The sequence below is a fragment of the Flavobacterium salmonis genome (assembly GCF_903819435.1).
Classification (GTDB): domain Bacteria; phylum Bacteroidota; class Bacteroidia; order Flavobacteriales; family Flavobacteriaceae; genus Flavobacterium; species Flavobacterium chungangense.
Genome location: NZ_CAIJDP010000078.1, coordinates 16,052 through 40,313, shown reverse-complemented (window position 1 = coordinate 40,313; position 24,262 = coordinate 16,052). Strand labels below are relative to the sequence as shown.

At 33.4% G+C, this 24,262-nt stretch carries 25 protein-coding genes; all 25 read right to left on the bottom strand.

The genetic code is table 11. The features are described 5' to 3' along the window. Positions 1 to 75: 75 nt before the first annotated feature. A complete protein-coding gene (dusB, locus tag FLACHUCJ7_RS15725; RefSeq protein ID WP_180909547.1) occupies positions 76 to 1,068 on the bottom strand; it encodes a tRNA dihydrouridine synthase DusB in 993 nt (330 codons plus the stop codon). A 145-nt stretch (positions 1,069 to 1,213) separates the two neighbouring features. Continuing rightward, entirely contained in the window at positions 1,214 to 2,500 is a 1,287-nt protein-coding gene (locus tag FLACHUCJ7_RS15720; protein WP_180909546.1) for a phenylacetate--CoA ligase family protein, read from the bottom strand. Next, positions 2,497 to 4,164 carry a C45 family peptidase gene (locus tag FLACHUCJ7_RS15715; RefSeq protein WP_180909545.1) on the bottom strand — a complete coding sequence of 556 codons (1,668 nt, stop codon included), beginning with the start codon at positions 4,162 to 4,164 and terminating at the stop codon, positions 2,497 to 2,499. Before FLACHUCJ7_RS15715 ends, FLACHUCJ7_RS15720 begins: the two co-directional genes overlap by 4 nt. A gap of 4 nt (positions 4,165 to 4,168) precedes the next feature. Continuing rightward, positions 4,169 to 5,686, bottom strand: a complete 1,518-nt coding sequence (locus tag FLACHUCJ7_RS15710; RefSeq protein WP_180909544.1) for a phytoene desaturase family protein — start codon at positions 5,684 to 5,686, stop codon at positions 4,169 to 4,171. 1 nt (position 5,687) lies between these two features. Then, entirely contained in the window at positions 5,688 to 9,368 is a 3,681-nt protein-coding gene (locus tag FLACHUCJ7_RS15705) for a 1-acyl-sn-glycerol-3-phosphate acyltransferase (protein ID WP_180909543.1), read from the bottom strand. Positions 9,369 to 9,370: 2 nt separating this feature from the next. Further along, a complete protein-coding gene (locus FLACHUCJ7_RS15700) occupies positions 9,371 to 10,552 on the bottom strand; it encodes a DUF2062 domain-containing protein (protein ID WP_180909542.1) in 1,182 nt (393 codons plus the stop codon). Positions 10,553 to 10,570: 18 nt separating this feature from the next. Further along, positions 10,571 to 11,056 carry a hypothetical protein gene (locus FLACHUCJ7_RS15695; RefSeq protein ID WP_078226794.1) on the bottom strand — a complete coding sequence of 162 codons (486 nt, stop codon included), beginning with the start codon at positions 11,054 to 11,056 and terminating at the stop codon, positions 10,571 to 10,573. Positions 11,057 to 11,058: 2 nt separating this feature from the next. Next, a complete protein-coding gene (locus FLACHUCJ7_RS15690; RefSeq protein ID WP_078226795.1) occupies positions 11,059 to 11,430 on the bottom strand; it encodes a 3-hydroxyacyl-ACP dehydratase in 372 nt (123 codons plus the stop codon). A gap of 6 nt (positions 11,431 to 11,436) precedes the next feature. Further along, positions 11,437 to 12,042: an outer membrane beta-barrel protein gene (locus FLACHUCJ7_RS15685; protein ID WP_180909541.1), complete on the bottom strand. Its 606-nt coding sequence runs from the start codon at positions 12,040 to 12,042 to the stop codon at positions 11,437 to 11,439. 5 nt (positions 12,043 to 12,047) lie between these two features. After that, positions 12,048 to 12,647 (bottom strand): porin family protein, encoded by a 600-nt coding sequence (locus FLACHUCJ7_RS15680; RefSeq protein ID WP_180909540.1) that lies wholly within the window; start codon positions 12,645 to 12,647, stop codon positions 12,048 to 12,050. Between the two features lie 30 nt (positions 12,648 to 12,677). After that, complete coding sequence (locus FLACHUCJ7_RS15675) at positions 12,678 to 13,316, bottom strand: hypothetical protein (protein WP_078226798.1); 639 nt, start codon at positions 13,314 to 13,316, stop codon at positions 12,678 to 12,680. Further along, positions 13,282 to 13,917, bottom strand: coding sequence for a LolA family protein (locus FLACHUCJ7_RS15670; RefSeq protein WP_180909539.1), 636 nt, complete (start codon positions 13,915 to 13,917; stop codon positions 13,282 to 13,284). The genes FLACHUCJ7_RS15675 and FLACHUCJ7_RS15670 overlap by 35 nt, the downstream gene beginning before the upstream one ends. Then, entirely contained in the window at positions 13,907 to 14,683 is a 777-nt protein-coding gene (locus tag FLACHUCJ7_RS15665) for a polysaccharide deacetylase family protein (protein WP_180909538.1), read from the bottom strand. Before FLACHUCJ7_RS15665 ends, FLACHUCJ7_RS15670 begins: the two co-directional genes overlap by 11 nt. After that, positions 14,680 to 15,738, bottom strand: a complete 1,059-nt coding sequence (locus FLACHUCJ7_RS15660; RefSeq protein ID WP_180909537.1) for a beta-ketoacyl synthase N-terminal-like domain-containing protein — start codon at positions 15,736 to 15,738, stop codon at positions 14,680 to 14,682. Before FLACHUCJ7_RS15660 ends, FLACHUCJ7_RS15665 begins: the two co-directional genes overlap by 4 nt. Next, complete coding sequence (locus tag FLACHUCJ7_RS15655) at positions 15,735 to 16,934, bottom strand: beta-ketoacyl-[acyl-carrier-protein] synthase family protein (RefSeq protein WP_180909661.1); 1,200 nt, start codon at positions 16,932 to 16,934, stop codon at positions 15,735 to 15,737. The genes FLACHUCJ7_RS15660 and FLACHUCJ7_RS15655 overlap by 4 nt, the downstream gene beginning before the upstream one ends. A 122-nt stretch (positions 16,935 to 17,056) precedes the next feature. Continuing rightward, positions 17,057 to 17,314, bottom strand: a complete 258-nt coding sequence (locus tag FLACHUCJ7_RS15650; RefSeq protein ID WP_078226803.1) for a phosphopantetheine-binding protein — start codon at positions 17,312 to 17,314, stop codon at positions 17,057 to 17,059. A gap of 2 nt (positions 17,315 to 17,316) precedes the next feature. Then, complete coding sequence (locus FLACHUCJ7_RS15645; protein WP_078226804.1) at positions 17,317 to 17,931, bottom strand: beta-ketoacyl-[acyl-carrier-protein] synthase family protein; 615 nt, start codon at positions 17,929 to 17,931, stop codon at positions 17,317 to 17,319. A gap of 17 nt (positions 17,932 to 17,948) precedes the next feature. Then, positions 17,949 to 18,614: a hypothetical protein gene (locus FLACHUCJ7_RS15640; protein WP_078226805.1), complete on the bottom strand. Its 666-nt coding sequence runs from the start codon at positions 18,612 to 18,614 to the stop codon at positions 17,949 to 17,951. Continuing rightward, positions 18,615 to 19,754 (bottom strand): beta-ketoacyl synthase N-terminal-like domain-containing protein, encoded by a 1,140-nt coding sequence (locus FLACHUCJ7_RS15635; RefSeq protein WP_180909536.1) that lies wholly within the window; start codon positions 19,752 to 19,754, stop codon positions 18,615 to 18,617. Between the two features lie 116 nt (positions 19,755 to 19,870). Beyond that, a complete protein-coding gene (locus tag FLACHUCJ7_RS15630) occupies positions 19,871 to 20,317 on the bottom strand; it encodes a hypothetical protein (RefSeq protein WP_180909535.1) in 447 nt (148 codons plus the stop codon). Positions 20,318 to 20,397: 80 nt separating this feature from the next. Continuing rightward, the gene (locus tag FLACHUCJ7_RS15625; RefSeq protein WP_180909534.1) at positions 20,398 to 20,847 is read right to left on the bottom strand and encodes an acyl-CoA thioesterase; all 450 of its coding nucleotides are present in this window, start codon (positions 20,845 to 20,847) and stop codon (positions 20,398 to 20,400) included. After that, entirely contained in the window at positions 20,822 to 22,105 is a 1,284-nt protein-coding gene (locus FLACHUCJ7_RS15620; protein WP_078226809.1) for an ABC transporter permease, read from the bottom strand. The genes FLACHUCJ7_RS15625 and FLACHUCJ7_RS15620 overlap by 26 nt, the downstream gene beginning before the upstream one ends. After that, positions 22,095 to 22,793: an ABC transporter ATP-binding protein gene (locus FLACHUCJ7_RS15615; protein ID WP_165834979.1), complete on the bottom strand. Its 699-nt coding sequence runs from the start codon at positions 22,791 to 22,793 to the stop codon at positions 22,095 to 22,097. The genes FLACHUCJ7_RS15620 and FLACHUCJ7_RS15615 overlap by 11 nt, the downstream gene beginning before the upstream one ends. Positions 22,794 to 22,854: 61 nt before the next feature. Further along, positions 22,855 to 23,853, bottom strand: coding sequence for a BtrH N-terminal domain-containing protein (locus FLACHUCJ7_RS15610; RefSeq protein WP_110307753.1), 999 nt, complete (start codon positions 23,851 to 23,853; stop codon positions 22,855 to 22,857). After that, positions 23,853 to 24,257, bottom strand: coding sequence for a hypothetical protein (locus FLACHUCJ7_RS15605; protein WP_110307752.1), 405 nt, complete (start codon positions 24,255 to 24,257; stop codon positions 23,853 to 23,855). Before FLACHUCJ7_RS15605 ends, FLACHUCJ7_RS15610 begins: the two co-directional genes overlap by 1 nt. Positions 24,258 to 24,262: the final 5 nt, after the last annotated feature.

The following is a 24,262-nucleotide window of genomic DNA, read 5'->3' as shown; positions in this document are numbered from 1 at the left end:
TGCAAATATATAAAAATATTTGAATTCAAAAAAATTTCTAAGTCTAATAATTGATTAAATTATATTAAGTATTTTCTAAACAAACTCATATCCCGCATAAACCTGTTCAATTTCTTTCATAATCGCGAATAAATTTTCAGGTTCATCAGTAGTAACTAGTTTTTGTTTGAATTCTTTAAAAGAGTGAATTCCTTTGAAATAATTGGTGTAGTGACGACGCATTTCTACAATTCCCAAACGTTCCCCTTTCCAGTCCATAGACCATTGCAAATGATTTCTGGCTGCTTCAACACGGTCAATAACCGTTGGAGCAGGCAAGTGCTCGCCTGTTTTAAAGAAATGTTTGATTTCATTAAAAATCCACGGATAGCCAATGGCAGCACGACCAATCATGATTCCGTCGATTCCATATTCGTTTTTATATCGTAATGCCTTTTCGGGACTATCGATATCACCGTTTCCGAAAATAGGCATTGTAATTCTTGGGTTGTTTTTTACACGTGCAATATGCGACCAGTCGGCGTGGCCTTTGTACATTTGTGCGCGGGTTCTGGCGTGAATGGTCAAAGCCTGAACACCAATATCCTGAAGCCTTTCAGCAACTTCATCAATATTAATCGAACTTTCATCCCAGCCCAAACGTGTTTTTACGGTAACAGGCAAATCGGTACTTCTAATAACGGCTTTGGTTAAACGTACCATCAAATCAACATCTTTCAAAACACCAGCGCCGGCACCTTTGCAGACTACTTTTTTTACGGGGCAGCCAAAATTAATATCGACTAAATCAGGTTTTACGGTGGAAACAATTTTGGACGAAAGTGCCATTGCTTCTTCATCTCCACCAAAAATCTGAATTCCAACCGGACGTTCATAATCAAAAATATCCAGTTTCATTCGGCTTTTTATAGCGTCACGAATTAATCCTTCTGATGAAATAAATTCAGAATACATCATGTCAGCACCATGCGTTTTGCATAATCTGCGAAACGGCGGATCGCTTACGTCTTCCATCGGTGCGAGTAATAAAGGAAATTCGGGTAATTCTATGTTGCCAATCTTGACCATCTTCACTATTTTGTGCAAAATTACAACATTTAGTTCAATTTGTGCCAAATTGAGGTTAAAGGTTCAGAGTTACAAAGGCTCAAAGGTTTTACATTCAGAATCTAAACCTTTGTTCCTCTGAGCCTTTGTAACTTTGTACCTAAAACTATCGGTAATCAAAAAAACGAATTGGTTTTCGACTCATTGGATTAAAAACCAAAGGATTTAAAGCTTCTTTTGTAGCAAATTCTATTTTTGGAGTTACTCTTAATTTCGCTCTAAAATGATCTTTTATTTCCTGTAAAAATTCGGGTGTCTGATTTTTAGCTGCAATTTTAATCAGGATTTCATCAGTCCCTAAATCGTTGGTAGAAATTTCGATAAGATGATTTTCAATAGTATCAAAACTGCTCAAAACATCATTCATCGCTGGCGGATAAAGTGTCGTGCCTTTATATTTGATCATTTGTTTTTTACGGCCCACAACCGGTCCAACACGCAAAGTATGTCGCCCGCAGGAGCAAGGTTCGTTATGAAGCTGTACAATATCCCCGGTTTTAAAACGGAGTAACGGCATGGCTTCAATTCCTAAAGTAGTAAAAGTCAGTTCTCCCGTTTCACCATTTTTTACAGGCCTATTATTTTCGTCCAGAACTTCAACGATAATCAATTCCGGATGGTGGTGACCGCCCTGACCGTATTCACATTCTGTAAAAGCCGTACTCATTTCGGTAGAAGCATAAGTCGAAAACAACCTGATGTTCCATTTATCCGTAATTTTTTTGGATAAAATATTCATCGAAAAATCCTGTTCTCTCAGAGATTCCCCAATACAGACAGCACCTTTTATACTCGAATTATTGTAATCGATTCCGTGTATTTCGGCGTATTCAATTAATTTTAAAAGGAAAGAAGGAACGGTAATTAAATAGCTCGGATTGTATTTTAAAATCGAATCCCATTGCATTTCCGGAATTCCGGCACCCACACGGATAATGCCTGCTTTCAATTTTCTTAAACCTAAAAAATAAGCCAGACCAGCCATAAATTTACGGTCAATTGTTGTCATTAATTGCACAACATCGCCTTCTGTAATTCCGGCACAGGCGAATGAAATAGCTTCATTATAAGCCAATCGGTCAAGATCAGAATCTGTTAAACCAAAAGTTACCGGATCGCCCAAAGTTCCTGAAGTCGAAGAATAGTCAATAATTTTATGCTGTGGGACACATACAAAATCATCGTTGTATTGTTGTAAATCTTCTTTTGTAGTTACCGGTAAATAGTGTAAATCTTCAAGAGTTTTAATTTTCGAAATATCAATATTTTGTCCGGCAAAAAGCCTTTTGTAGAAAGGAGAATTTTGACTAATATAAGTTAAAAGCTCTGCTAATTTTTGCTCTTGAAAAATTTTAATTTCTTCTAAAGAATTTTTTTCTATTGCTGGAATCATTGTAATTTTCTTTTGATTTTTTTTAAATATTTTTCAATTGCTTCTTTATCAGGAACAGTTGTGATTTCTTTGGTTAATGCTTTTTTAAAGTTTTCCTGAGCAAGCAGAAAGTTCTTTTTTTGGTAAAAATACAATCCTGCTTTATAATATACAACCCAATAATCAGGGTTTAAAGATTGATAAGCCTGAATAAAATCTAACGGAGCTTCCGTTTTATTTTTTAAATAGGAATCTATTTTCTGATCTTCGATTCTGAATTTTTTATAGTTTTTAAATGCTGCAGTTTCTAAAAATGGATCTTTGACAATATTCTGGTTTTTTTCTTGGAATGAAATAATAGAGCCCGATTTTGGGTTTTTAAAAACGGAATCTAAATTATAACACACAAATTCGCCTAACTGATAGGGATTTGAAGAAACCCAGACTAATTTTTCTTTCGGTTTAAAAATAACTCCGTGATGTGCCATCAATTGATTCAGTGCTTTTTCATTACCATAACCCAATGCTATATTTTGTAAGCCTTCTTTGTTTCGTAAAATTTCTGAAGCAACTTTTGGATTAATTTTTGGATTCTCAACAAACAATTCCTGCATTCTTTCAAAGCGATATTTTGAATGGCTATTGATAATTTGCGAGGCATTTCGTTTGTCATTTTTATAAGTTTCACTCTGAAAATGATTTGAACAAATCAATTGACTGCTGTTTGGAACATCGAAAACACCCAATTTTTCAGGTGAAACTTCAATCAGAATAGCTTTGTTATCCTGAGCACTTCCAATCATAATTGACTCAGAGACAAACACTTTTCTTTTTTTTGCAATAGCAATCGCTTCATCAATATTTTTAGCATATTGTAAAATCTCACGTGTCAGAATCGAAATAGGTGTCTTGGCAGTCAATGGAATTTCAGATTTTCCGGCATTTATGGTTATCGTCAAACCTTCTTTGTTCATTCCGGAAACAGCACCAATCATGCCTGGCCAGGTTACCATCATAAAGGGATGTCCTTCTTTTGGATTTATAAAAGCTACTATTTTATTCTCGGCAAAAGCCTCATTTACATAAAAATCAAAATTACGCCCCAGAATTAAATTACCATCTTCAGATTTTTCGCCCCAGGCGGCAAAAGAAGAGCAGCCTACCAAAGCCAAATCCTGTAAAGCGTGACCAATATCATGTGCAGCATGAAGGTACAAACTAAGCTGGTATTGATTGGCGATGTTATCAAAATTATGAGAAGTGTATTGTGAAACTCCGTAAATTTCTGCTTGATATTCATTTGGTACATTTTGATATAATTTTCTGTTGTACCATTTTAAAAAACTTCGAAGTAAAGCTTGTTGAAATTTTGAAGGAATGATATCTTCAATTCTGGAAAAAAAAATCTGTTGCTGTTTTTTTAGCAGTGAATCGGATAAGGCTCCGGTTGTCAGGCCAATTTCCAACGGATCTCCTTCTACATATAATTCCCAAAGGCCTTGTTTGTTTTTTGAAAAAGAATTTTTTCCAGAAATAAAAACTGAATCTGATTGTTTTATTACAGAGGGTTTCTCTGTATTATAATTGGTAATATCCGGCCGATGGTGCATAGACTTGGATGTGCCGCATGCAACAAGCAGCATTAAAAAACCGACAAGAAAATAAATGTAAATTCGGTTTTTCATATCTCTATTCAGATTCCTGATTAATTTTGTTGACCAGATATTCTTTTCCAACAATTTCAGAACAGGTGACAACTGCTCCAATAGTCACGCCCAAAACACCGTGCATGTTAATACCCTGACCCGTTAAATATAAATTATCTAACTTAGTTTTTGGTGCTATAAAAGTTTTCATCGGATTGTTGGAATCTTTTACATAACCATACATATTGCCATTATGTCCGCCTATATAATCACGATAGGATAGTGGGGTAGAAGTATGTACAGATTTGATGCAATCTTTAATTCCAGGAAATTTTATTTCGATTTCTTCTAAAAAACGTGCAGCTTTTCTGGATTTAAATTCTTCATAGCTTTCGCCGCGATCGTTTTCTTCGGCAGTAGTATTAAAAGTATTTACCCATGGTAATAAATCATCATACTTCATGTAAGTGATAAAAGTCATTCCATCTGCCCATTCTTCTACATTTTTAGAGGCATTCATTGAAGCCATATATGCTTTTGGCCATGAATTTTCATCGTATTCATGAGCATTCCAAACGTCATTACTATTCTTAAAATGATAATAATTGTGATTGATATATTTGAAGGTTTTAGGTTTAAAAACGATGTATAGGCTAAAAGCAGAAATAACACCTTCAAGACTCTGGATCCTGCTATAAAAAGATTTTCTGAAATTTTCTTCTCCTACCATTTTCAAGGTAGTTTTAGGTTCAATGTTCGATATAAAATAAGTACCAAAAACCTCAGTTCCGTCTTTCATTTTGGCAGAGGTCACTTTGTTGTCTTCGACACTAAAATGGGTAACTTCCTTATATTTATAAAATTCGCCACCATGTTTTTTAAGCTGTTTTAAAAGCTGTTTTGTGATTTGGCTTCCTCCGTTTATGCATCGCCATGAACTCTGTATATAAGAATTTACAGAAAGTGCATGAACATAAAAAGGTGATTTATCTGCAATTCCGGCATATAAAAAATTTGATCCGGCCAAAACCGCTTTTAGTTTTTCATTTTGGGTAAACTGGTCAATTGTTTCTTTAGCGTTTAATGTCAGGATTTCACTATCATATTTTCCTTCCCATTGTAAGTTGTATAACGGGAATGAATCGCATGTTGATTTAACTTTTTCGCAATAATTTTCAATAGCTTTTTTTTCCTCGGGGAAATGTTTTGCTAATTGATTTACAAAATTTTCATATCCCTGAGCATGCGGATATTCTTTGTTTTCATCTTCAAATGAGATAACATCAAAAGCATCTTCGTCCATTTTTTTTAAATTTAAATGATCGATAATGCCAATGTACTTAAAGTATTTGTACAAATTTTGCCCTTCGCTTAATCCACCAATATAATGAATTCCGGTATCAAAAATGGTTTTGTCCCGTACAAAAGTCTGAAGATTTCCACCATACTGATTGTTTTTTTCGAGTACGCATACACTATAGCCTTCTTTGGCTAAAATAATTGCCGATACTAATCCGCCCAAACCACTGCCTACAATTACAACGTCATAATGATTTTTCATTCTAATTTTTCTTTAATATGACTATTGAATTTTCTTCTAAAACACATTCAAAACCTAAGTTAATCAAAGTGGTTTTTAAACTTTGACAATTTACTAAAATAACACAGGAAGATACAGAAATGATTTTTTCAATATCATTATTATAATTTTCTTCCGAAATCAAAATAACATCATATTGGTTTTGAATAGCTGTTTCCAGATTTTCCTGATAATAAATTTTTCTTTTTGTAACGAAATAATTGTTCTTTGCAACAGCGATTTTTTCTTCATCTGAATTATAAGAATATATTTTTCGTTGGGGTTGCTGTAAAGCCAATAACACATCTAATTGCCCATAATCATTCGACAAATGTAATATTTTAGCTTTCGCTGAAATATGTTTGTTGAGTTGATAATAGATTTTCAGATTTGTTTTTAAGTTGCTTTTTATACTATTTATAATTTCTGCTTCTTTGTAATCATAACTGTTGATAAGCATTTTTTTGAAGTATTCCGGCCCTTCTAGTTCCTGACGGTTTTTTTGAAATTCTGATTTAAAAAACGCACCCAATTGTTTGGTTCTTTCAGTATAATTTTTTCCGAATGAAAGATTATCAGCCGTGATTCTTTTTAATATAGAAACGGTAAGGTTGGTATCATGAATGACAAAATCACCTTTTGGAATTGCTTCTGAAGCCCCATGAATAAGCAAAGGAAGAATATCTAAATTAAACTGTTCAGCAAGATAAAAAGCACCTTTATGAAAGCGTTTAATTTCATTGCTTTCTGAACGGGTTCCTTCCGGAAAAATCATCAATGAATACCCTTCATTTATTTTTTGGCGTAAATGCTCAACACCACCCTCAAGACCTTCTGAAACAGGATAAAATCCTGCTTTTCTAACCGTAGCACCAAAAATAGGGGAGTTGTAAACCCAATCATTTACTAAAAAAATAATGTTTGGACTTAACATTCCGCATATCAAAATATCTAGAAACGAAGAATGATTTGCAATTATAATGGCAGGTTTTTCAAAGTTTTCATTATAAGGGTTAATCACTTTTTTTTGAAGGAACGGATTAGAATATAATACTGATTTCATGAATTTAGAAATCGCATATCGGAATCCTTTCATTTTTGTTTTTTCATTAAGTGGAATAATCGGCATAATGATTAAACTAAAAATTGACATTAAAACACCACCAAATCCATAATAGAAAAAAGAGAGTATACCGTGAAGAAAGGTTCTTAATTGAAATGGAGCATTCCCGTTTTTTGGGCGGTTTGAAATGAATAATTTAAAAAGAATCGGATAGAAGATAAAGGTAATAATGAGTGCGGCAAAAACTCCAATTAAGGATACAGATGAAATAGATTTTAATGCCGGATGCTCTGCAAAAATCATGGCACCAATTCCTAAAATGGTAGTAATTACTGCTAAAATTATTGAGGTTCTGTAAATTGCAATTTCGTTTTTTCCGGTTGTATATTCTTTTTGTAGTGCGCTCGTCATGAAAATGCTAAAATCGACCCCGTGGCCAAAAATAAGCGTGCAGACAATCATGCTGAAAATATTCATCTGAATATCAAAAATGCCCATTATACCTGTTGTCACAATTCCTGTTAAGGCAATAGGAATACAGCTTACAATAACCAGTTCTATTCTTCGGAAAAAGAAAAATAAAATCAGGATCACGGCAATAAACGAATAATTTATAAGAGAATTGAAATCAGTTTTTAAAGTGCTGAAAAACGTTTCATTCATCTGCTGACGATCGATAGCAATCAGATTTTTTTTAGTTTCAGCCATCTTTACAAAAGCGTCACGTTGTTTTGGAGCTACTTTTACTAAAGTTGAAATCGTGAAAAAACCATTTTTTTCGGTTACGAATTCATGCAGTTGCAATGCCTGAATTTTTAGATAATCAGCTGCTGAAATCGGTTTGAAATTAAAATCTAAATGGTCAAAAAACGTACTATATGTTGTAGGTTTAAATCCTAATTTTGAACCTTCGGAAATTAAACTGGATTTTAAGAGTTGTTTTTTATTACTATCCCAAAAAGAATTCCATTTTTCAATTTTCTGTTGCTGTTCTTTTTGCGAAAGCATAATTCCGCCAATTGAACTAAAGTTTAATATTTTTTGCTGTTCTTTTGCTGCAGACAAATCTGAAAAAAGACGGCTGTTGTTTTGCAGAACTTCTTCCATACTTTTTCCGTACGAAGCAACATATATTGTTTTTGATGTTAAGCTGGTGCTTTCTTCCAGCTCTTTTTCTGCAGCTTTTATTTCTTTCGGAACAAAATTAAGCTGTGACAAATCGTTATTGAAGCCAACATTATTATAAGTAAAACAGCAGATAATCGTAATGAGAACACAAAAACCGATTAGGAATTTATTATTATGAAATGAAAAATGCGCCAGCTTGTCGATTACATTTTTCTTGTATTCAAAATTATTTTCTTTCGGTTTGTATAAATGCGGAACAATTAAGAGGGAGAAAAATGCAGAAGCCATAACAATTACAGCAGCAAAAATCCCTAAGTCATTAAGCGCTTCCGATTTCACAAATAGCAAACATAAAAATGCGACAGCCGTAGTCGAACTGCTCATAATCAAAGGCATAGTGATGTCTTTGTATAACGTTTTTACATCACTGTTGTGTTTGTAATGCGTAAGGATATGAATGGAATAATCAATCGTAATTCCTAATAAAACTGAACCAATTCCTAGGGAAATTGCGGAAATTTGTTCTTTTACAAAAAATAAAAATGCAATAGCAAACAGAGCTCCAAAAACGGTTGGAATAAAAATGATTAATGGGATTAATATTTTTCTGTAGAATAAAATCAGGATCAACATTAAAGTGATCATCGCGATTGTTGTCGTCAGGATAATATCGCTTTTAATTTGGTTGGCATTGGCAACAGCTATCAAAGCTGAACCAAAATAACTAATTGAAGTTTTTGCTTTGAATTTCTGATTTAGATTGTCCTGAATTGATTTTAGCTTTGCAGCAAAAACAGTATTTTTTTCAGTTTCGCTCGATGGGAGATTTGATGTAATAAAAAGTAGTAATTTCTTTTTGTCTTTGGTCATCACGTATCCATTATCAAGGGTAAAGTCATCACCAACATTTAGTTGTTGCAATTTCTTTAAAGCGATAAAAGAAATCCCGAGCGGATCCTCCAAAATGAAATCTTTGGTCAAAAATCCAGAAGGCGAGATAATCGATTTATAATTTCCCTGAACGGTTGCTACAATACTATCTTTATTGAGTTTGTTTTGTATAGCGGCATAATCTTTATTGTCAAGGAATAATGGGAGATTGTTGTACACAAAATCTATTGTTTCCTGAATGTTTTCTTCGTCAACCTTTCCTTGAATTCCAGTTATATATGGCTTACATGATTTAGAAACACTATCTGAAAAAATGGCAGCCATTTCTTTTAAATCTTCACTGGTTCCGTTTTTTTCTAACTTGAAAATAACCGTAATTTTATCTGCAAAATTAAGTTGTTTAAGCACTTTTGCAGTAACATCAGATTTGTCGTTTGTTGGAATAAGCTTTGTAATATCTTCCTCAAATTTAATTTTAGAAGCAAAAAATCCCAAGACAAAAAGCATCAGAACAGCCAATAAAACCGAAAGGGATTTTCTTCGGTTAACAAATAAATGAATGGCGTAAAAATAGTGATGCATGTTTATTTTTTATTTTTAGTTGAATTAAAAAAGGTTAAAAGTAAATAACTCAAAAAACCTATAGTTAGTGAAGAAACGGTTGCTAAAATAAGACTTCCAACGATATATTGTGTAGCATTTTGCTGAATGTCGTCAAGTGTAAGTGAACTGTCTAAAACCAAAGTGGTTTTATTGGATACAAAATAACTTCCCATTTTTAAAGAACCATAAATAATAAATGGAATAAAAGGTGGAAAACTAACATTTGAAGAGAGATAAGCAATGACTTTATTGAGTCTGAGTAAGGTGGCAAATGATAAAAGTAATACGGTTTGAAATCCCCAAAATGGAGATATACCGATAAAAATACCTAATGCAATTGCAGCCGCTTTTTTGAAATTAGAATCGTTGCTTTCTAAAATATCTTCAAGAAAAAACTTTTTAAAACCTTTTTTTTTTGCTTTCCGAAAAAAGTCTCTGGGCTTGATATACAAAAGCGAATTTAGAACCAGAACAGTATTTAGAATACTGATTCTGGTAAAATCTTTAAAAGGGCGAAAATGTGAAACACGTTCAGCAGGATCATATAAAATCTCGATTGCAATATTTTTTACCAAAATACCTTTCCATGCAGAACGAACAATAACTTCAATCTCAAACTCAAATTTATTGGTATAAAATTGTTTCGGCAATAATTGTAAAGGGTATAATCTGTAACCCGATTGCGTATCATCAAGTTTAATTCCGGTTTCAAATTGAAACCAAAAATTTGAAAATTTATTTCCAAAACTACTTTTTTTTGGTACGTTTTCCTGTGTCATATTCCTGCTGCCAATCAATAAAGAATTCGGTTCTTTTTGAATTTCAGCAATAAAATTTGGTATATCAGAAGCAAAATGCTGACCGTCAGAATCTATTGTAATGGCATATTCAAAACCTGTTTCAATCGCTTTTCGAAAACCGTTTCTCAAGGCCCTTCCTTTTCCTAAGTTTTCAGGATGATGAATTTGTACCAGATGAGAATATGATTTTAAAATTTCACTCGTCTCATCAGTAGAACCGTCATTAACAATTATTACATTTAAAGTGTAATCTAAAACGGAATCCAGTACTCTTTTTAACGTTTTGTGATTGTTGTATGTTGGAACAATCACACAAAAATGCGTTAAACTTAGTAGCTCCTGCTGTAATAAAATAGGTTTCATGGGTTGTGTTTTCTTTATCTACTTCACCAATTGTCTCTCTTTTTCAGAGAAACTTTTAGATTGTAATATAAAGTTTTTAAGATATTCTTTTAAAGAGTTACTTTGCTCATCATAATGTTCAGTTATGAATTTTTTATCTTCTTTAATATTTTTTTTATAACCCGTAATACCAGGTACATTTTCCTGAATGCTCAATCGGATCATTCTGATTTCGATATTGTTGGGTTCACTTTTTACAGTAGATTCAAGAAGTTTTGCACCTTCTTTAAAGCGTTCCATTTTTGCGCCTAATTTTTTTTCAAATTTAGAATCCAGCAAAATCGAAGCGGCTTTGTAAGCTACCAAAATTTTGTCATCATTGCCAGATATGCCGGCAAGTTTGTCTAAAAATTCTTTAGCATTTGTTTCTGATTTTGAAACGTCTGTATACATTTTGCGAATGGAAGCCAAGTCAGGGTTCCCTGCAAAATTGAACCATAGGATAAATGTCAGTAGTAGTTTCATAATTATATCTTTTTATACACGTTGCTTAGTTTCAAAGCAACGGTGTCGTTAAAATAAGTAGTGTTTTTTACTTTTACCAAATCATCTTCGGTAGTTACAATATCAAGTTCTAAACGCAATTCCGGAGTAACCTCTGGATTAATAAGTGCCATGAACTTTACATTAGCAAGTGTTTGAATTACCAAATTGGCTTTTGTAATAGTCTCAGTAAGTTCTTTAATAATCTGAATCATGCAAACGCCAGGCATAATTGGATTTCCAGGAAAATGACCTTTGAAAACTTCGTGTTTTTCGTTGACCAAAATCGTAAAATTGTACTTAGAATCTCCTGTTTTTTCTTCTGAAAGTATTTTGTAAAAATCTTTTAAAACCATATTTTTTTATTTACCAAAGGCATACGAAACACCCAGTTGAAAATTCACATTTGTATTATAATCTCCAAACAAATAATCGCTGTTATCATTGCTGCTGTAATAATCACTGTCTATAACATCGATTAAACCTTTTTTGATACGAGCTTCAATAGTTAATCCGGTCAAAGGCACTTTATAACCAAAACCAACAACGAGAGCTAAATCAGCATCAGACTTTTCATAGCGTAAATTATCTCTTGTTCTAAAATCCAGAGTTGGACCAGCCTGAACCTGAAAACCATTAAAAGTGAATTTATTGATCATCGCAATCGAAACATAATCAATGTCTAAATTTTTTGATTCCACAATTTGTTCGCCATCATTAGTGTAGCCAGCAAAAGTTTTAACGTTATTAGAACCCTGTCTGCTATATGTAATTTCAGGCTGTAAAGCATAAATCCGGGTTAATTTAATTTCACCAAACCCTCCAATATAAAAATCACTTTTATAGGAAGAACGTGTATTTGAGAACGTTGAAAAAGCAGCTCCGGCTCTCAGCCCTGGTTTAAATGTTACCTGAGCATTTATTGAATTTATGAATAAAATAAAAACGATGGCAATTAATTTTTTCATGTATCTTATCTTCCTTTAAATGTATAACTAATACCAATCTGCAGTACCTGATTTAAAATAACTTCATCATAATTTCCGTTATTATTATTATCATAAACTTCATCGTAACCGTAAATATCAATAAAACCTTGTTTAATTCTTGCTTCAAATGTTAATCCGTTTGGTAACGTATATCCAACGCCTCCAACTAGCGACAGGTCAAAACCTTCAGGATTAGAATTGATGTAATTATCATCAATTTTGAAGTCTAAAGATGGCCCTGCTAATACGTGAAATCCGCTTCCGTTAAAGTTAAATTTAGCAACGGCTCCAACTGTTATATAATTTAGCTCATAATTTATATTTCTATAACTACCATTTTCCAAATATGTTCCTTTATCGCCTTGTCTTGAATACGATAATTCAGGCTGTAGCGAAAAATACTTATTGAACTTGATGTTGACTAATCCTCCAAGATAAAAATCTGTTTTGGTACTATTGTCGTCAATATTGGTTAGTGTAGAAAAGTTTAAACCGCCTCTGACTCCCGGACTTACTTTTATCTGTGCCTGTGCTGTTATTAGACCTATAAATAAAACGAATGCAATTAGGATTGATTTTCTCATTTTTAATTGTTTCAAAGTTTATTAGTGATTTTAAATTTCTGATTTTAAATAATTTAACGTGATTTCCAACTTAATATTTTGATGAATAATCTGAATTTTTTCTGCAAAAATATTGTTTTCTGAACTAAAAAGAACAGTAAATTTTTCTTTTGTTTGAGATGAGTGAATCACTTTTTCTAACTTTTGGTCTTTCTTGGTCAGAAACAGGTAATTATCACGGTTTTTATCTGCCGATTTGTAAATGTTAAAAAAATCGTTTTCAAATTGTTCCTGAATCAAATATTTGTTTTTAAGAAGCAGTCTGAAATCTTCTTCTAAAGTATTTATTAGAATTTTACGATCTAATTCTGACACAATTGAATTTACTTTAAAAGTTGTTTCGGAAATTTCAAAATCAAACAATTTGTTACCAAACTCTGTTGTAAAAACAATCCGGTGTGTTGTATCATTTATTTTTTTGGCAATGAAAATTCCAGACAATTCATTTCCGTAAACCGTGATATTGGTTTTGTATACATAATCCGTTTTTGAATCTGAAAAATAAGGAACCTCGTAGGATGTTTTGTCTAATTTTTTTGGTGTATAATTTTTTGTGACGGAGCCACAGGAAAATAAAACAACTGCCAAAAGGCTGTTAATTACTAAATACTGAATCGTCGATTTTTGCATTGATCACTTTATTTTTAAGTACAATTCGGGTATAATCATCTGATGATTCCAATAGTTTTACTTGTACGACTGTAGCTTCTTCTTTATCAAAAGTAAGTTCAATCTGTTTGATGTATTTCTTAAGCGTCGCATCTTTTGGAATAAATTTCGCCAGATTTTGTCCTTTCACTTTAAAGTACGAAATCGTAAATTCTTTGTCATCAAACATATTTCCGCTTACGCTTCCCACAATTAGTTTATTGATTCGGCCAAAGATTTTGCTGTTTCCAATATCAACTGCACTTTTTTTTCCTTCATCGTTAATCAGGATTTTACCGTTTTTAAAAACGATACTGTAATTGTATGGTTTTTTGTATTGCCATTGAAGCAAATAAGGTTCTTTAAAAATCATTTTTCCGGAGGTTTCAATGTCTTTCGATAAAAAATCCAAATGTTTGTACTGAATAAAATCGGTACTCAAAGTTTTGATTTTTTTGGAAACAATATTTACATCTTCTTTAAATGAAGCTATTTCGGCAGCAGTCATTTTTTGCTCTTGTGCAAAAATTGAAATACTGAAAATGTTTAGGAAAAAAAGAAATATATATAATTTAGTTTTCATAAGCTTTAAGGTTCAAAAGTTCTTCTACAGAAACCACTTTATAATGGTTTTGTTGTAAAAATTGCAAAAACTGTTCCAATACCAAGACAGAGTGTGAAGCCGTGTCGTGCAAAAGTACAATTCCGCCGGGAGAAACTCGTTTTATTATTCGGTTGAAAATTAATTTTTTATTTTTTGTACCGCCATCAAGTGAACGGATATTCCAGCCAACAACTTTGTGTCCGGTTATTTTTAAAGCCCTCCGAATTGATGGGGTGGTAACTCCGTAGGGTGGCCGAAAAAAGTTAATTTTTTTTGAAGTTAATTTTTCTAAAAGCGTATCTGTTTTTTGAATTTCTTCTATAATTTTTTTCGCATTATAAAAATCAAAAAAAGGAGAATGTCCGTAGGAATGATTTCCAGTCAAATGACCTTCGTCTATAATTTGTTTTACAATTTCAGGATACATTTCAATATTTTTTCCGATGCAAAAAAATGTCGCTTTTACATTATATTTTTTAAGAAGATCAAGAATTTCTAAAGTATAAATGCCCGGTCCGTCATCAAATGTAAGGGCAATTTTTTTCTCCTTTTCTAAAGCATTCCTGCAAAAAGCTTTTACATGATAGTTTGACGCTATTAGAGATGAACCGACAATATTAAATACAAACCAAATGGAAACAATAATAGCAAACCACCAAAAATTAATTGCTGTATAAAGGTTCAGAAGAAGCAATAAAAGCAATAAAAAAATAAAAAATAGTGAGATGTTTTTATGCGTTATCATTTTGAGATTAACGTAAAACTATGATTTTTTCCGTTTAATTGATTGTATAACAAAATAGTATTATAAGCAGGTTTTTCAACTGAATTAACTTTTATAATTTCTGGAATTTCCTGTGTTTTTATAATTTTTGAAGCCATCCATAATGCAAAAGCCGAAGCCGTATCGTATTCGCCGCTTAAATGTTTATAATATAAAACAGGTGTTTGTGCAAAAGCATTTTCAGCAAGATTTTTATAATAAATTTCAAAATCGACATTCCCATCAAATCCTAAAACCAAAGCATCAATATCTGAAATTTCCAGCTTATTTGCTTTTAGAAAAGATTTTATTTCTGTTTCAATTTCGTTTTCTTCCAACGTATTTACGATAGTAACATCGAGAAGTTTTGCGTATGTATTTTCTTTTCTTTCATTTTCCAAAACAAAAAAGCTGGCGCCTTCTCCGTAAATTGCACCGCTTGTTTCAGAATTTAAAACGGCATAAGACTCATAAGTATCTTTTTTAATTCGTCCGTTTAATTTAAAAAGAGCTGTTGTATAATCGCCATTTTCATCAACTCCGCCTACCAAAATTGAATTGGCTTCGTCTCCTTCGATTTGCATTTTAGCATCAATTAAGGCCGATTCAAAAGAAACGGCTCCGTTTACATAGGTAAAATTATAACCTTTGCATTGCTGTAAAAGTGCAATTTGTGCGCCAACGGTATTGTGTGTTGATTGAATGAAGGAAGTAGGGGTTAGAAACTCTTCGTTATTATCCAGAATGTTTTTCAGAAATTTTTCAGAATCTTCAATACAGCCCAAACCTGTTCCGGTAATAATGGCATCAACATTTTCGATATTCGCATCTTTCATAGCCAAAGCCGAAGCTACGATTCCGTTTTTTACGCCTTTTGCCATTCTTCTGCTGGCTGCCGGTGAAATAAAATCTTTGTAAGCCGGAGAAACTATTTTAAGAACATTTTCGTTGTTATCATGTATGGCCTCTTCTAAAAAAACAGTATCAAATGTTTTTTGAGTCGAAATGCAACCTATTCCATTTATATATGTTTTCATTCGCTTTTAGAAAATATAAGAGTTGAACAATTTCCACCAAAACCGAAAGAGTTGGATAAAACGTGTTCGATATTTTTGTTTTTTAAAATAGTTTGTGGTTTCAGATCAAACTCCTCCATTGGAGTTTCGAAATTCAAATTAGGATAAACGATATTATTTTGAATCGCCAAAACACTGTAAACGGCTTCAATTGCTGCTGCTGCTGCTAAAGTGTGACCTGTAAAGGGCTTTGTAGAACTAAAATCGGGAATTTTTTCATTTTCATAAATTCGGAGTAAAGCTCTTCCTTCAGATAAATCATTGTTTGGCGTTGCGGTTCCGTGAACGTTGATATAATCAATTTGAGAAGGTTTTAAACCCGAAATTTCAAAGGCTTTTTTCATTGCCAAATAAGCTCCGTCGCCGTTTTCTGACGAAGCAGTTTGATGAAAAGCATCGTTTGCATTTCCGTAACCAGAAACGCAGGCCAAAACTTTTTTGTTTTGTCTCAGTACTACATCATCTGATTCTAAAACCAGATATGCAGCAGCTTCACCCAAATTTAAACCTTTACGGTTATTATCAAAAGGCTTGTTGTAATCATCAGATAAAATCATCAAAGTTTTGAATCCATTAATGGTAAATTTTGCCAAAGCATCAGTTCCACCAACAATAACACGATCCAGTTTTCCGGTTTTGATTAATCGGGCACCTAACATAATTGCATTTGCTGCAGATGAACAAGCTGTACTTATTGTTGTGACCATTCCTTTTAAACCTAACTCCTGAGCAATTTTATCTGCAACATCGCCGCCATCGTTACAACTAATGTATTTTATAAGTTCAGGATGTTTGAAATAATCGTAATAATGTTTTTCAGTCATATCCATTCCGCCAACGCTGGTAGCCGAAATAAGTCCTGTTCTAAATTCATTTATCGATGTAATTCCGGCCTCTTTTACAGCTTGTTTGGCCGCAAAAACACCAATCATAGCTGTTCTTGAAAAATTATTATCAGGTGAAAGTTTCAATTCATTGACCAATTCATCGTTGGTTTTTTTTATTTCTCCAACTTTAATACTATCGGCATGAACAGTCGAAATATTTTGGATTCGGGAAATACCAATTTTATTTTCGATTAGCGAAATATAATTTTCTTCGACTGAATTTCCAATCGAAGAGATAATTCCCATTCCGGTTATTGCGACACCTTTCATTTTTTGAATTCTTAGAGGATTAGACATTAGACTTCTTAGATTTTTGGACTTGTTTGGATTGTTATTTTTTTAGCTTAGACAGTTTTTGTCTAAACAGCTTAAAAATCTAAGCATTAAGGAGTCTATTTTGTTCTGTTTGCGCTAATGTAAGCGGCCATTGTTTCAATTGACTGGAAAATGGACTTTCCTTCTTTCGGGTCAACTAATTTGATTCCGTAATCTTTGTCTAAAATTACGATCAGTTCAAGTGCGTCAATTGAGTCTAAACCTAAACCGTCTCCAAACAAAGGATCGTTATCAGCAATATCTTCAATTGCTATATCTTCAAGATTTAGAGTTGTAATAATTTTATTTTTTAATTCTGCTTTTAATGCTTCCATGATTATTTATTGTATAAAGTATTGATCGTTTCGTTTGTATATTTTGTGTTTTCTTTACCACTTATGGTGCAAAGAAAAGCTTTGTAATTGTCATTAAAAAATTCAACCCATCCGCAAAGCACCGTATCTGCTTTGTTTGAATTTAGAAGAATGTTCGAATAATTCGACATAAATTCAGGATTAAAGGCCTCAAATATAAAGAAAGAATTTTCACTTTTCAGCTGATGGCGGATACTTATTTCGCCCAGACAAATATTTGGAAGCGTATAGACAAAAACTGCCGGACTCGGAAAGTAGTTTTCTTTGTCTGAAATCGATTCCTGATATTTCACATCCGTATCTAAACTTGATGATTTATTGGCCAAAACCAAAGCGATATTGTTTTCTGCTTCAGAAGAAGTTATTGGACTCAAAAGCAACTCTGCACCTAAAAAAGCGAGTTTGCTCAAAGCATCCATTTTGAAAAACTTTGGATATTGCATTTCAAAATTACGATAAGCTTGTTTAGAGAAATCGCCAAAATCGGTTGGTTCTGTTTTGAATATCGTTTCTCCGTCCAAAACAATTTCGTTGTTTTCGATTTTGATATAAGAATGTATGTAGGTGTTTTGAGTCATTTTTGAAAAAAGTATTATCAGGAATTATTTTTTTTTAAAATTCCTGTTGCAAGTGAGCCATCTGTCAAAGTAGCTCTGTAAACATAACTTCCATCACTAAGAATATCGATAATTTCGACATAGATTTTTCTGCCAATAAAAAAATCCAGCCTTTTATTGCTGCCTGTTAAATAGGTTAAAATATAATTTGTGTCATTTGGCCACTCAATTTTGAATTTAGAGGTTTGCTTTTGATTTTTTTCTATCTGAAATTCATCATTACGTATAATTGTGATTTCAGGAAAAGAACCGTCTACATATTTATAACTGCCTTTTCTTAATTCGTAACATTTGGAAATTTTTGAAGAGTCGAGTTTGTTATTTTCATATTTTGGATTAATAAATATAAAATTATAATCATGACACTCATTTCTTTGTTCGCTATCCGGAGAGAAATAAATGTTTTTAAGATCATCTATAACCTCTTTTATTTTCTCTTTATTTTTATAAGTTGTTTTTTCAGGAATAATAGCTACGGAACTTACATTTCCAAAATTATCTACACAATAGTTAACAGACAAAATCTCAACATTTTTTGAGTCATCAACAAAATATTGTCTTTGTATTTCATCAGCGTTTTTTTTGCATCCAACAAAAGAGATAATCGAGAAAAAGAGTACTATAAAGTTTAGTGTTTTTGTCATTTACATTATTTTTTCAAAGATTACCGCTGTATTACAACCGCCAAATCCGGAAGCTGTTTTCAAAAAGAAATGAATAGTTGCCTCTTCATTTTTTTCAATCAAATTAATAGTTTCGCTTACGCCAATTTCATCAAAACCTTTTGATTCAAAAAGCATATTTCGATTTGCGGATTCTATCGCAATAACCGTTTCCAATAATCCTGAAGCACCTAATGTGTGTCCGTAAAAACCTTTTAAACTATTTATTGGAACGTTTTGTAAATCTAAACGATTTAAAGCAATAGCTTCCATTTCGTCGTTATAAGGCGTTGCGGTTCCGTGTGCAGAAATATAATCTAATTTGTTGCCTTCAATTTGTGCTTCTTTCAAAGCATTCTGAATACTTCTGAACAAACCTTCTCCCGTTCTTGACGGACCCGAAATATGATTAGCATCGTTTATCGAACTGTCTCCAATGATTTTTATTTTAGTGTTTTTGGCTTCCGCCGAAATTAAAACAGCAGCGACTGCTTCGCCTAAACTAACTCCGGTTCTGTTTTTAGAATACGGTTTGCAAGGCAGTTCGCTCATTGCCTGAAACGCATTAAAACCCGACAAAACAAATTCTGAAACTTCGTCGCCGGCGACTACAAAAATGGTATCATAAAGTTCAGACTGAATCATTCTTTTGGCGACCGAAACTGCTAAAATTCCGGAAACGCAGGCATTGGAAACGACTATTGGCTGCGTTTGAAACTTGAAGAAATTGGCAATATTTTTTGCCAGAACATCTAAATGCGCATTGTTAAAACTGTCACCAGAATTGTCTTTTAAAGCCGTAACATTTCCTTTTGTGGTTGAAAGTATAAGAGCAGTTTTCGAATTTAATTCGACTCCTGAATTTTTGATAATCGGCTCTAAAGCGAGAATCATCATTTTTTCTAAACGGGAATATTTTGTTTCAGAACTGATTTCCGCGAAAGAGTTATTTATATTTTCATCACTGATAATCGAAGCATAAAATGAATTTGGCATCAAAGAAACGTCACTATGAAGCTGAATTCCGGAATCACTGCGCAATATTGCTTCAATGTTGGAGTCAACATCAAATCCTAAAGGCGTGATACAATTGGTTTCGTTGATATATATTTCTCTTGTCATTTTGTTGCTTTCCTGCAAGGTTTTTAGAAACCTTGTGGTATACTTTTAAATTTTAATTTAATGCTATGTAGTTATTACAGATTATTTTTTGGATTTGACTGGTTCATAATAATTCTCTATAACAAGTTAAGCGGCACAACATAACTAGCTGCATAGAGAAGATTTTTCTTTTCTTCTTTTAAGTTTTCGAACACCTTTTTATACCAATTAGGGTCGAACGGATTATTACCCCAATCTTCTACAACAATTACATCATAAAATTCCTCATCAAACCATGGCTCGATGCCATTAACGCCAAGATTTAAATCTTCAATTCTATCTAATATTATTTTAAAATCGTCTTCTAAAAAATACTTTATAGATTCAGAATCGAATCCAGAATTTTGATTCTCAAGACCAAAAAAAACATTTCGATTTAAATAATCAAGTTTTTTGTCATATTCCTCCTTATTAGCTTTACACTTTTGAAACTTTTCAATATCGGATTTCGCTTTACGACCATATTTTCTCGCATAAAATGCTCCTATTAATATTACTATTATAAATAAGATTTGTTGTGTCATTTTTCTCAATACCTACAAGATTTTGAAAATCCAGAAGATGGGTTAGACTATTTTATTTTTAATTCGTGCTAATTCGTGTTTTATTTTAACAATCCTACTTTTCGTTTCCATTCCTCATAAAAAGGAGGATTTGTCAACATTAAATTTCCGTCTTTATCTAAAAAAACCTGAATGGTTTCTCCTATACAGGCCACTTCTCCTTGGGCATCAATAATTTTAAATCGGTAAATCATTTTGGCAGCGGGTGTATCTACTACCGTTGTTTCAATCGTTACCACATCGCCATAGCGCAAGGACAATTTGTGTTCGCATTTCGATTTTACAATTGGAGTAGTGTAACCCGTATTACCAATATCTAAATAGGTAAGTCCGTGCTGGCGTCCGAAAGCTTCGCGTCCATCTTCGAAATAGGTAATATAATTGCCGTGCCAGACAATCCCAAGCGGATCAGTTTCGTTAAAACGAATTCTAATTTCGTGCGAAACAGTTAAGTCTGTGGCTTCGTTATACTGTTCTTTTCTTTTTGTCATAATATAGGGCAATGGAAGTTGTGATTATAAAGAACAAAAATAACAAACTTATTTTTGGAATGATTTCAAAGAAAGAAACGTTACGCAATAAAACATCATAAAAAGCTTCGAGTCCCCAATTCATAGGAGATGATTTGGCGATAATCTGCATGATTTTCGGCATCGCAAAAACGGGAACCCAAACACCGCCAATGGCAGCCAGGATAATTACACTGGTAGCACCAAATGGGGCCGATTGTTCCTGAGTGCCTGCAATGGTTCCCAATAATATTCCGAATCCAATAGCAGCAAATCCTGAAAATAAAGCGACAACACTCATTAAAAATAAATGGCCTTCAATATTCAGCGAAGGCAGACCAATGTGCGGAAATAAAAATATCGCAACTGCCACCATCATATAAAACTGAATCATACAAATAACTAAATAGGTGACCGTTTTGCCCATAATGACAACCAGATTAGAAACCGGATTGGTCAGTAAACGTACAAATGTTCCTTGTGATTTTTCTTTTACGATATTAATGGAAAGCGGAATCACAATAAAAAATATTGCAAAAAGTGTCCATGCCGGAACATTGTGCTGAACCGAATTGGGCAATATTTCTTTGTTGTTAATTCTCGGAATTATTTCTTTGAACGTAATAAAACTTTTTTGTTCAAATTGGGCATTTTCTTCTCCAAACTGATTTTGAAAGGCCGTATAAATCGATTTGGTTTCGATCTGTGAAATCATTTTGTCAATCGAACTCATCACCGAATTTTTGAAACTCAGCTGAACGGCCGGATCAAAATATAATTTTACTTCTTTTTGCTGAATTACTTTTGAAGGCTGAGGTGCTGTAACAGCATCTGAAAACCCCATTTTGCTCACAATATTTTGTACATTCTGGTCGATTTTTGCCTGCAAATCGGCACTTAGATTTTTGGGTATAACAATTGCCAGCTGAAACTTTCCTTTATAAACATTTTCCCTTGCCATTGCTTCTGTAATGGGTTTGTTGTCAATTTGCGTGACAACGCTGAAAAATTTGTTTTTTTGCAGGTTTTCAAAAACGGTTTTTGAAACGCTGCCTTTATCCTGATCGACTAATAAAATAGGAATTTTATTTTCGGTTGCGGCTTTAAAAGTACTGTCCTGAATAAGGGTTACGGTAATTACCAATACCAAAGGCATGACAAACAATATGATTAAGCCACCTAAATCCCTTTTCAGTAAAAGAAATTCCTTAACGATTGACATCCAGATTTTATATATCATCTCTCAGGGCTTTACCGGTTAATGAAATAAAAACATCTTCGAGATTTCGTGCATCTTTTACAGATTCAATTAACGCCAGTGGAGTATCTTGGGCGTAAATCTGTCCCTGATCTAAAATCGCAATATCAGAACAGAAATCTTCGGCTTCAGCCAAATGATGTGAGGTATAAATAATCGTTGTGCCGTTTTGGTTTAATATTTTTAAATAATCTATGATAGCATTTTTAGACTGAACGTCAACTCCAACCGTTGGTTCATCCAGAAACAATACCTTCGGATTGTGCAGGATTCCGGCAATCAGATTCACGCGGCGTTTCATTCCGCCAGAGAACGTCTGAACCTGTTTGTCGGCAAATTTCAACAAACCTAAAAGATCTAAAGTTTCGATTACCTTATCTTTTAAATCAGTTCCTTTCAAACCGTACATGCTTCCAAAATAATGCAGATTTTCTCTGGCAGTCAGTGTAGGATATAAAGCATATTCCTGTGGTACAACCCCGATTATTTTTTTAATTTTTGAAGAATGGCTGCTGTAGTTCAGATCATTAATAGTGAAATTACCCGAAGTGGGTTTTATCAAACCGCAGAGCATCGAAATTAAAGTCGTTTTTCCAGCGCCATTTGGTCCTAATAATCCAAAAATCTGACCTTCATTTATGTGCATCGAAACTTCGTTCAAAGAATACATTTCTGCATCTTTGTACTTTTTCGAAAGGGATTCTATTTTTATGATGGGATTCAAAATATAATTAGCTAACTGCTTTTTTTAGTTTTTTGAAAAAGATTTCTTCGCGATTTGCGATGTCCAAAAGCTCATCGGCAATAACGTTGTACGCATCTTCTTTGGCGCTTCTGTTTTTGTAAATACGGGAAGCTTCTACGGCAAAATCTCTCCAGGAATCGCCAATTTTAGTCATTTCTTTCGAAAGATTTTTTAATTCTTCATTACCCAAAACAACCGAAGCTTCTTGTAAAAATGCTGCATAAATAAATCGGAAACCACCGCCTCCGGTACCAATTTCTTCCTGCATGCGAACTATTTGTGCCAAATAATGATTTGCTTTTTTGACACCATGTTTTACAGGCCATTTCCTGATTTGGCGAGAAACAAATTTAATACCGCGAACACCCACAATTGGCATAGGTGCCAGCATATATCGACAGGTATTTTGGATTCCTTTAATAATTGCACTTTTCAAATCAACTTCTTTTGGAATTTGAATTGGATAATACATCTGGCCTCTTGGAGCAAATGCTCCTTTGGCAAAACGCACTTTATCCAGTTCGTCATGTTTTAAAGTAGTCACGGTTTCCATCACCGGATCGCTGATTAGATAATCGGTTTCGGTTTTTCCGTAAACGACTAGATTGTGTGCGTTGAAATGAAAGCGGTATTCATCAGGAAAATAGCTCAAATGATACACACCTACTTGTAATCCGGTTGGGATATTGTTTTTAAGATTTTCTTCCAAAGCTTTATTGGCAGAGCTTACCGAAGAAAATTTTTGTCTTTTTATTTTTAGATTTAAACGATTGGCAACTTTATTAAAAATCTGTCCCGGCAAAGTACGGTAACTGATGGCAGGCGCATGATTGACTTTTAAGAAAGGCAGATAGACGAAAATAAGCCCGGAACCAATTCCAAAAACCATGGGTTCGCTAATATGGAGTCCTTTGTTTTTTAACAGGTTTGAAGCTACTCCGTTTTCACAATGAGCAGATTGGTGATGTGTAAAAGTAACTTGCATTAATCTGTTTTTATATTTTTTAATTCGGCTATTGAGATCTCAAAAGCATCGGCATATTTCTGTAAAATTTTATCGTTCAGTTTAGCAAAAACAGCGGGTTTAAAATGTCTTTTTACACGCCATTTCCACATTTCTACATAACCCGCAAGGATAGAAAGATCCATTTTGTTAAGTTCCATATAATAGCAAATAGGACTTACTTCGCCCTTTAGTACTTTCTGTTTTGCTTCTTCGGCACGTTCTTTTATATCATCAATCGCGTTAGAAAGTGCAATAGCTTTTGGTTCCCAGCCTGTACTCAGGGCTGTGGTGTAATTGCCGTTTTCATCTGTAGCATAAACGAGTTCCCGTAGGTCCTTTTTGCTTAAATTTCCATCGTGCTGCGGGACATTTTCTTTTTCCATGACGG

What these genes read in the sequence shown, in the direction of transcription:
- dusB (WP_180909547.1), bottom strand. Translation starts at nt 1,068, where the DNA reads ATGGTCAAGATTGGCAACATAGAATTACCCGAATTTCCTTTATTACTC.
- FLACHUCJ7_RS15720 (WP_180909546.1), bottom strand. Translation starts at nt 2,500, where the DNA reads ATGATTCCAGCAATAGAAAAAAATTCTTTAGAAGAAATTAAAATTTTT.
- FLACHUCJ7_RS15715 (WP_180909545.1), bottom strand. Translation starts at nt 4,164, where the DNA reads ATGAAAAACCGAATTTACATTTATTTTCTTGTCGGTTTTTTAATGCTG.
- FLACHUCJ7_RS15710 (WP_180909544.1), bottom strand. Translation starts at nt 5,686, where the DNA reads ATGAAAAATCATTATGACGTTGTAATTGTAGGCAGTGGTTTGGGCGGA.
- FLACHUCJ7_RS15705 (WP_180909543.1), bottom strand. Translation starts at nt 9,368, where the DNA reads ATGCATCACTATTTTTACGCCATTCATTTATTTGTTAACCGAAGAAAA.
- FLACHUCJ7_RS15700 (WP_180909542.1), bottom strand. Translation starts at nt 10,552, where the DNA reads ATGAAACCTATTTTATTACAGCAGGAGCTACTAAGTTTAACGCATTTT.
- FLACHUCJ7_RS15695 (WP_078226794.1), bottom strand. Translation starts at nt 11,056, where the DNA reads ATGAAACTACTACTGACATTTATCCTATGGTTCAATTTTGCAGGGAAC.
- FLACHUCJ7_RS15690 (WP_078226795.1), bottom strand. Translation starts at nt 11,430, where the DNA reads ATGGTTTTAAAAGATTTTTACAAAATACTTTCAGAAGAAAAAACAGGA.
- FLACHUCJ7_RS15685 (WP_180909541.1), bottom strand. Translation starts at nt 12,042, where the DNA reads ATGAAAAAATTAATTGCCATCGTTTTTATTTTATTCATAAATTCAATA.
- FLACHUCJ7_RS15680 (WP_180909540.1), bottom strand. Translation starts at nt 12,647, where the DNA reads ATGAGAAAATCAATCCTAATTGCATTCGTTTTATTTATAGGTCTAATA.
- FLACHUCJ7_RS15675 (WP_078226798.1), bottom strand. Translation starts at nt 13,316, where the DNA reads ATGCAAAAATCGACGATTCAGTATTTAGTAATTAACAGCCTTTTGGCA.
- FLACHUCJ7_RS15670 (WP_180909539.1), bottom strand. Translation starts at nt 13,917, where the DNA reads ATGAAAACTAAATTATATATATTTCTTTTTTTCCTAAACATTTTCAGT.
- FLACHUCJ7_RS15665 (WP_180909538.1), bottom strand. Translation starts at nt 14,683, where the DNA reads ATGATAACGCATAAAAACATCTCACTATTTTTTATTTTTTTATTGCTT.
- FLACHUCJ7_RS15660 (WP_180909537.1), bottom strand. Translation starts at nt 15,738, where the DNA reads ATGAAAACATATATAAATGGAATAGGTTGCATTTCGACTCAAAAAACA.
- FLACHUCJ7_RS15655 (WP_180909661.1), bottom strand. Translation starts at nt 16,934, where the DNA reads ATGAAAGGTGTCGCAATAACCGGAATGGGAATTATCTCTTCGATTGGA.
- FLACHUCJ7_RS15650 (WP_078226803.1), bottom strand. Translation starts at nt 17,314, where the DNA reads ATGGAAGCATTAAAAGCAGAATTAAAAAATAAAATTATTACAACTCTA.
- FLACHUCJ7_RS15645 (WP_078226804.1), bottom strand. Translation starts at nt 17,931, where the DNA reads ATGACTCAAAACACCTACATACATTCTTATATCAAAATCGAAAACAAC.
- FLACHUCJ7_RS15640 (WP_078226805.1), bottom strand. Translation starts at nt 18,614, where the DNA reads ATGACAAAAACACTAAACTTTATAGTACTCTTTTTCTCGATTATCTCT.
- FLACHUCJ7_RS15635 (WP_180909536.1), bottom strand. Translation starts at nt 19,754, where the DNA reads ATGACAAGAGAAATATATATCAACGAAACCAATTGTATCACGCCTTTA.
- FLACHUCJ7_RS15630 (WP_180909535.1), bottom strand. Translation starts at nt 20,317, where the DNA reads ATGACACAACAAATCTTATTTATAATAGTAATATTAATAGGAGCATTT.
- FLACHUCJ7_RS15625 (WP_180909534.1), bottom strand. Translation starts at nt 20,847, where the DNA reads ATGACAAAAAGAAAAGAACAGTATAACGAAGCCACAGACTTAACTGTT.
- FLACHUCJ7_RS15620 (WP_078226809.1), bottom strand. Translation starts at nt 22,105, where the DNA reads ATGATATATAAAATCTGGATGTCAATCGTTAAGGAATTTCTTTTACTG.
- FLACHUCJ7_RS15615 (WP_165834979.1), bottom strand. Translation starts at nt 22,793, where the DNA reads ATGTATTCTTTGAACGAAGTTTCGATGCACATAAATGAAGGTCAGATT.
- FLACHUCJ7_RS15610 (WP_110307753.1), bottom strand. Translation starts at nt 23,853, where the DNA reads ATGCAAGTTACTTTTACACATCACCAATCTGCTCATTGTGAAAACGGA.
- FLACHUCJ7_RS15605 (WP_110307752.1), bottom strand. Translation starts at nt 24,257, where the DNA reads ATGGAAAAAGAAAATGTCCCGCAGCACGATGGAAATTTAAGCAAAAAG.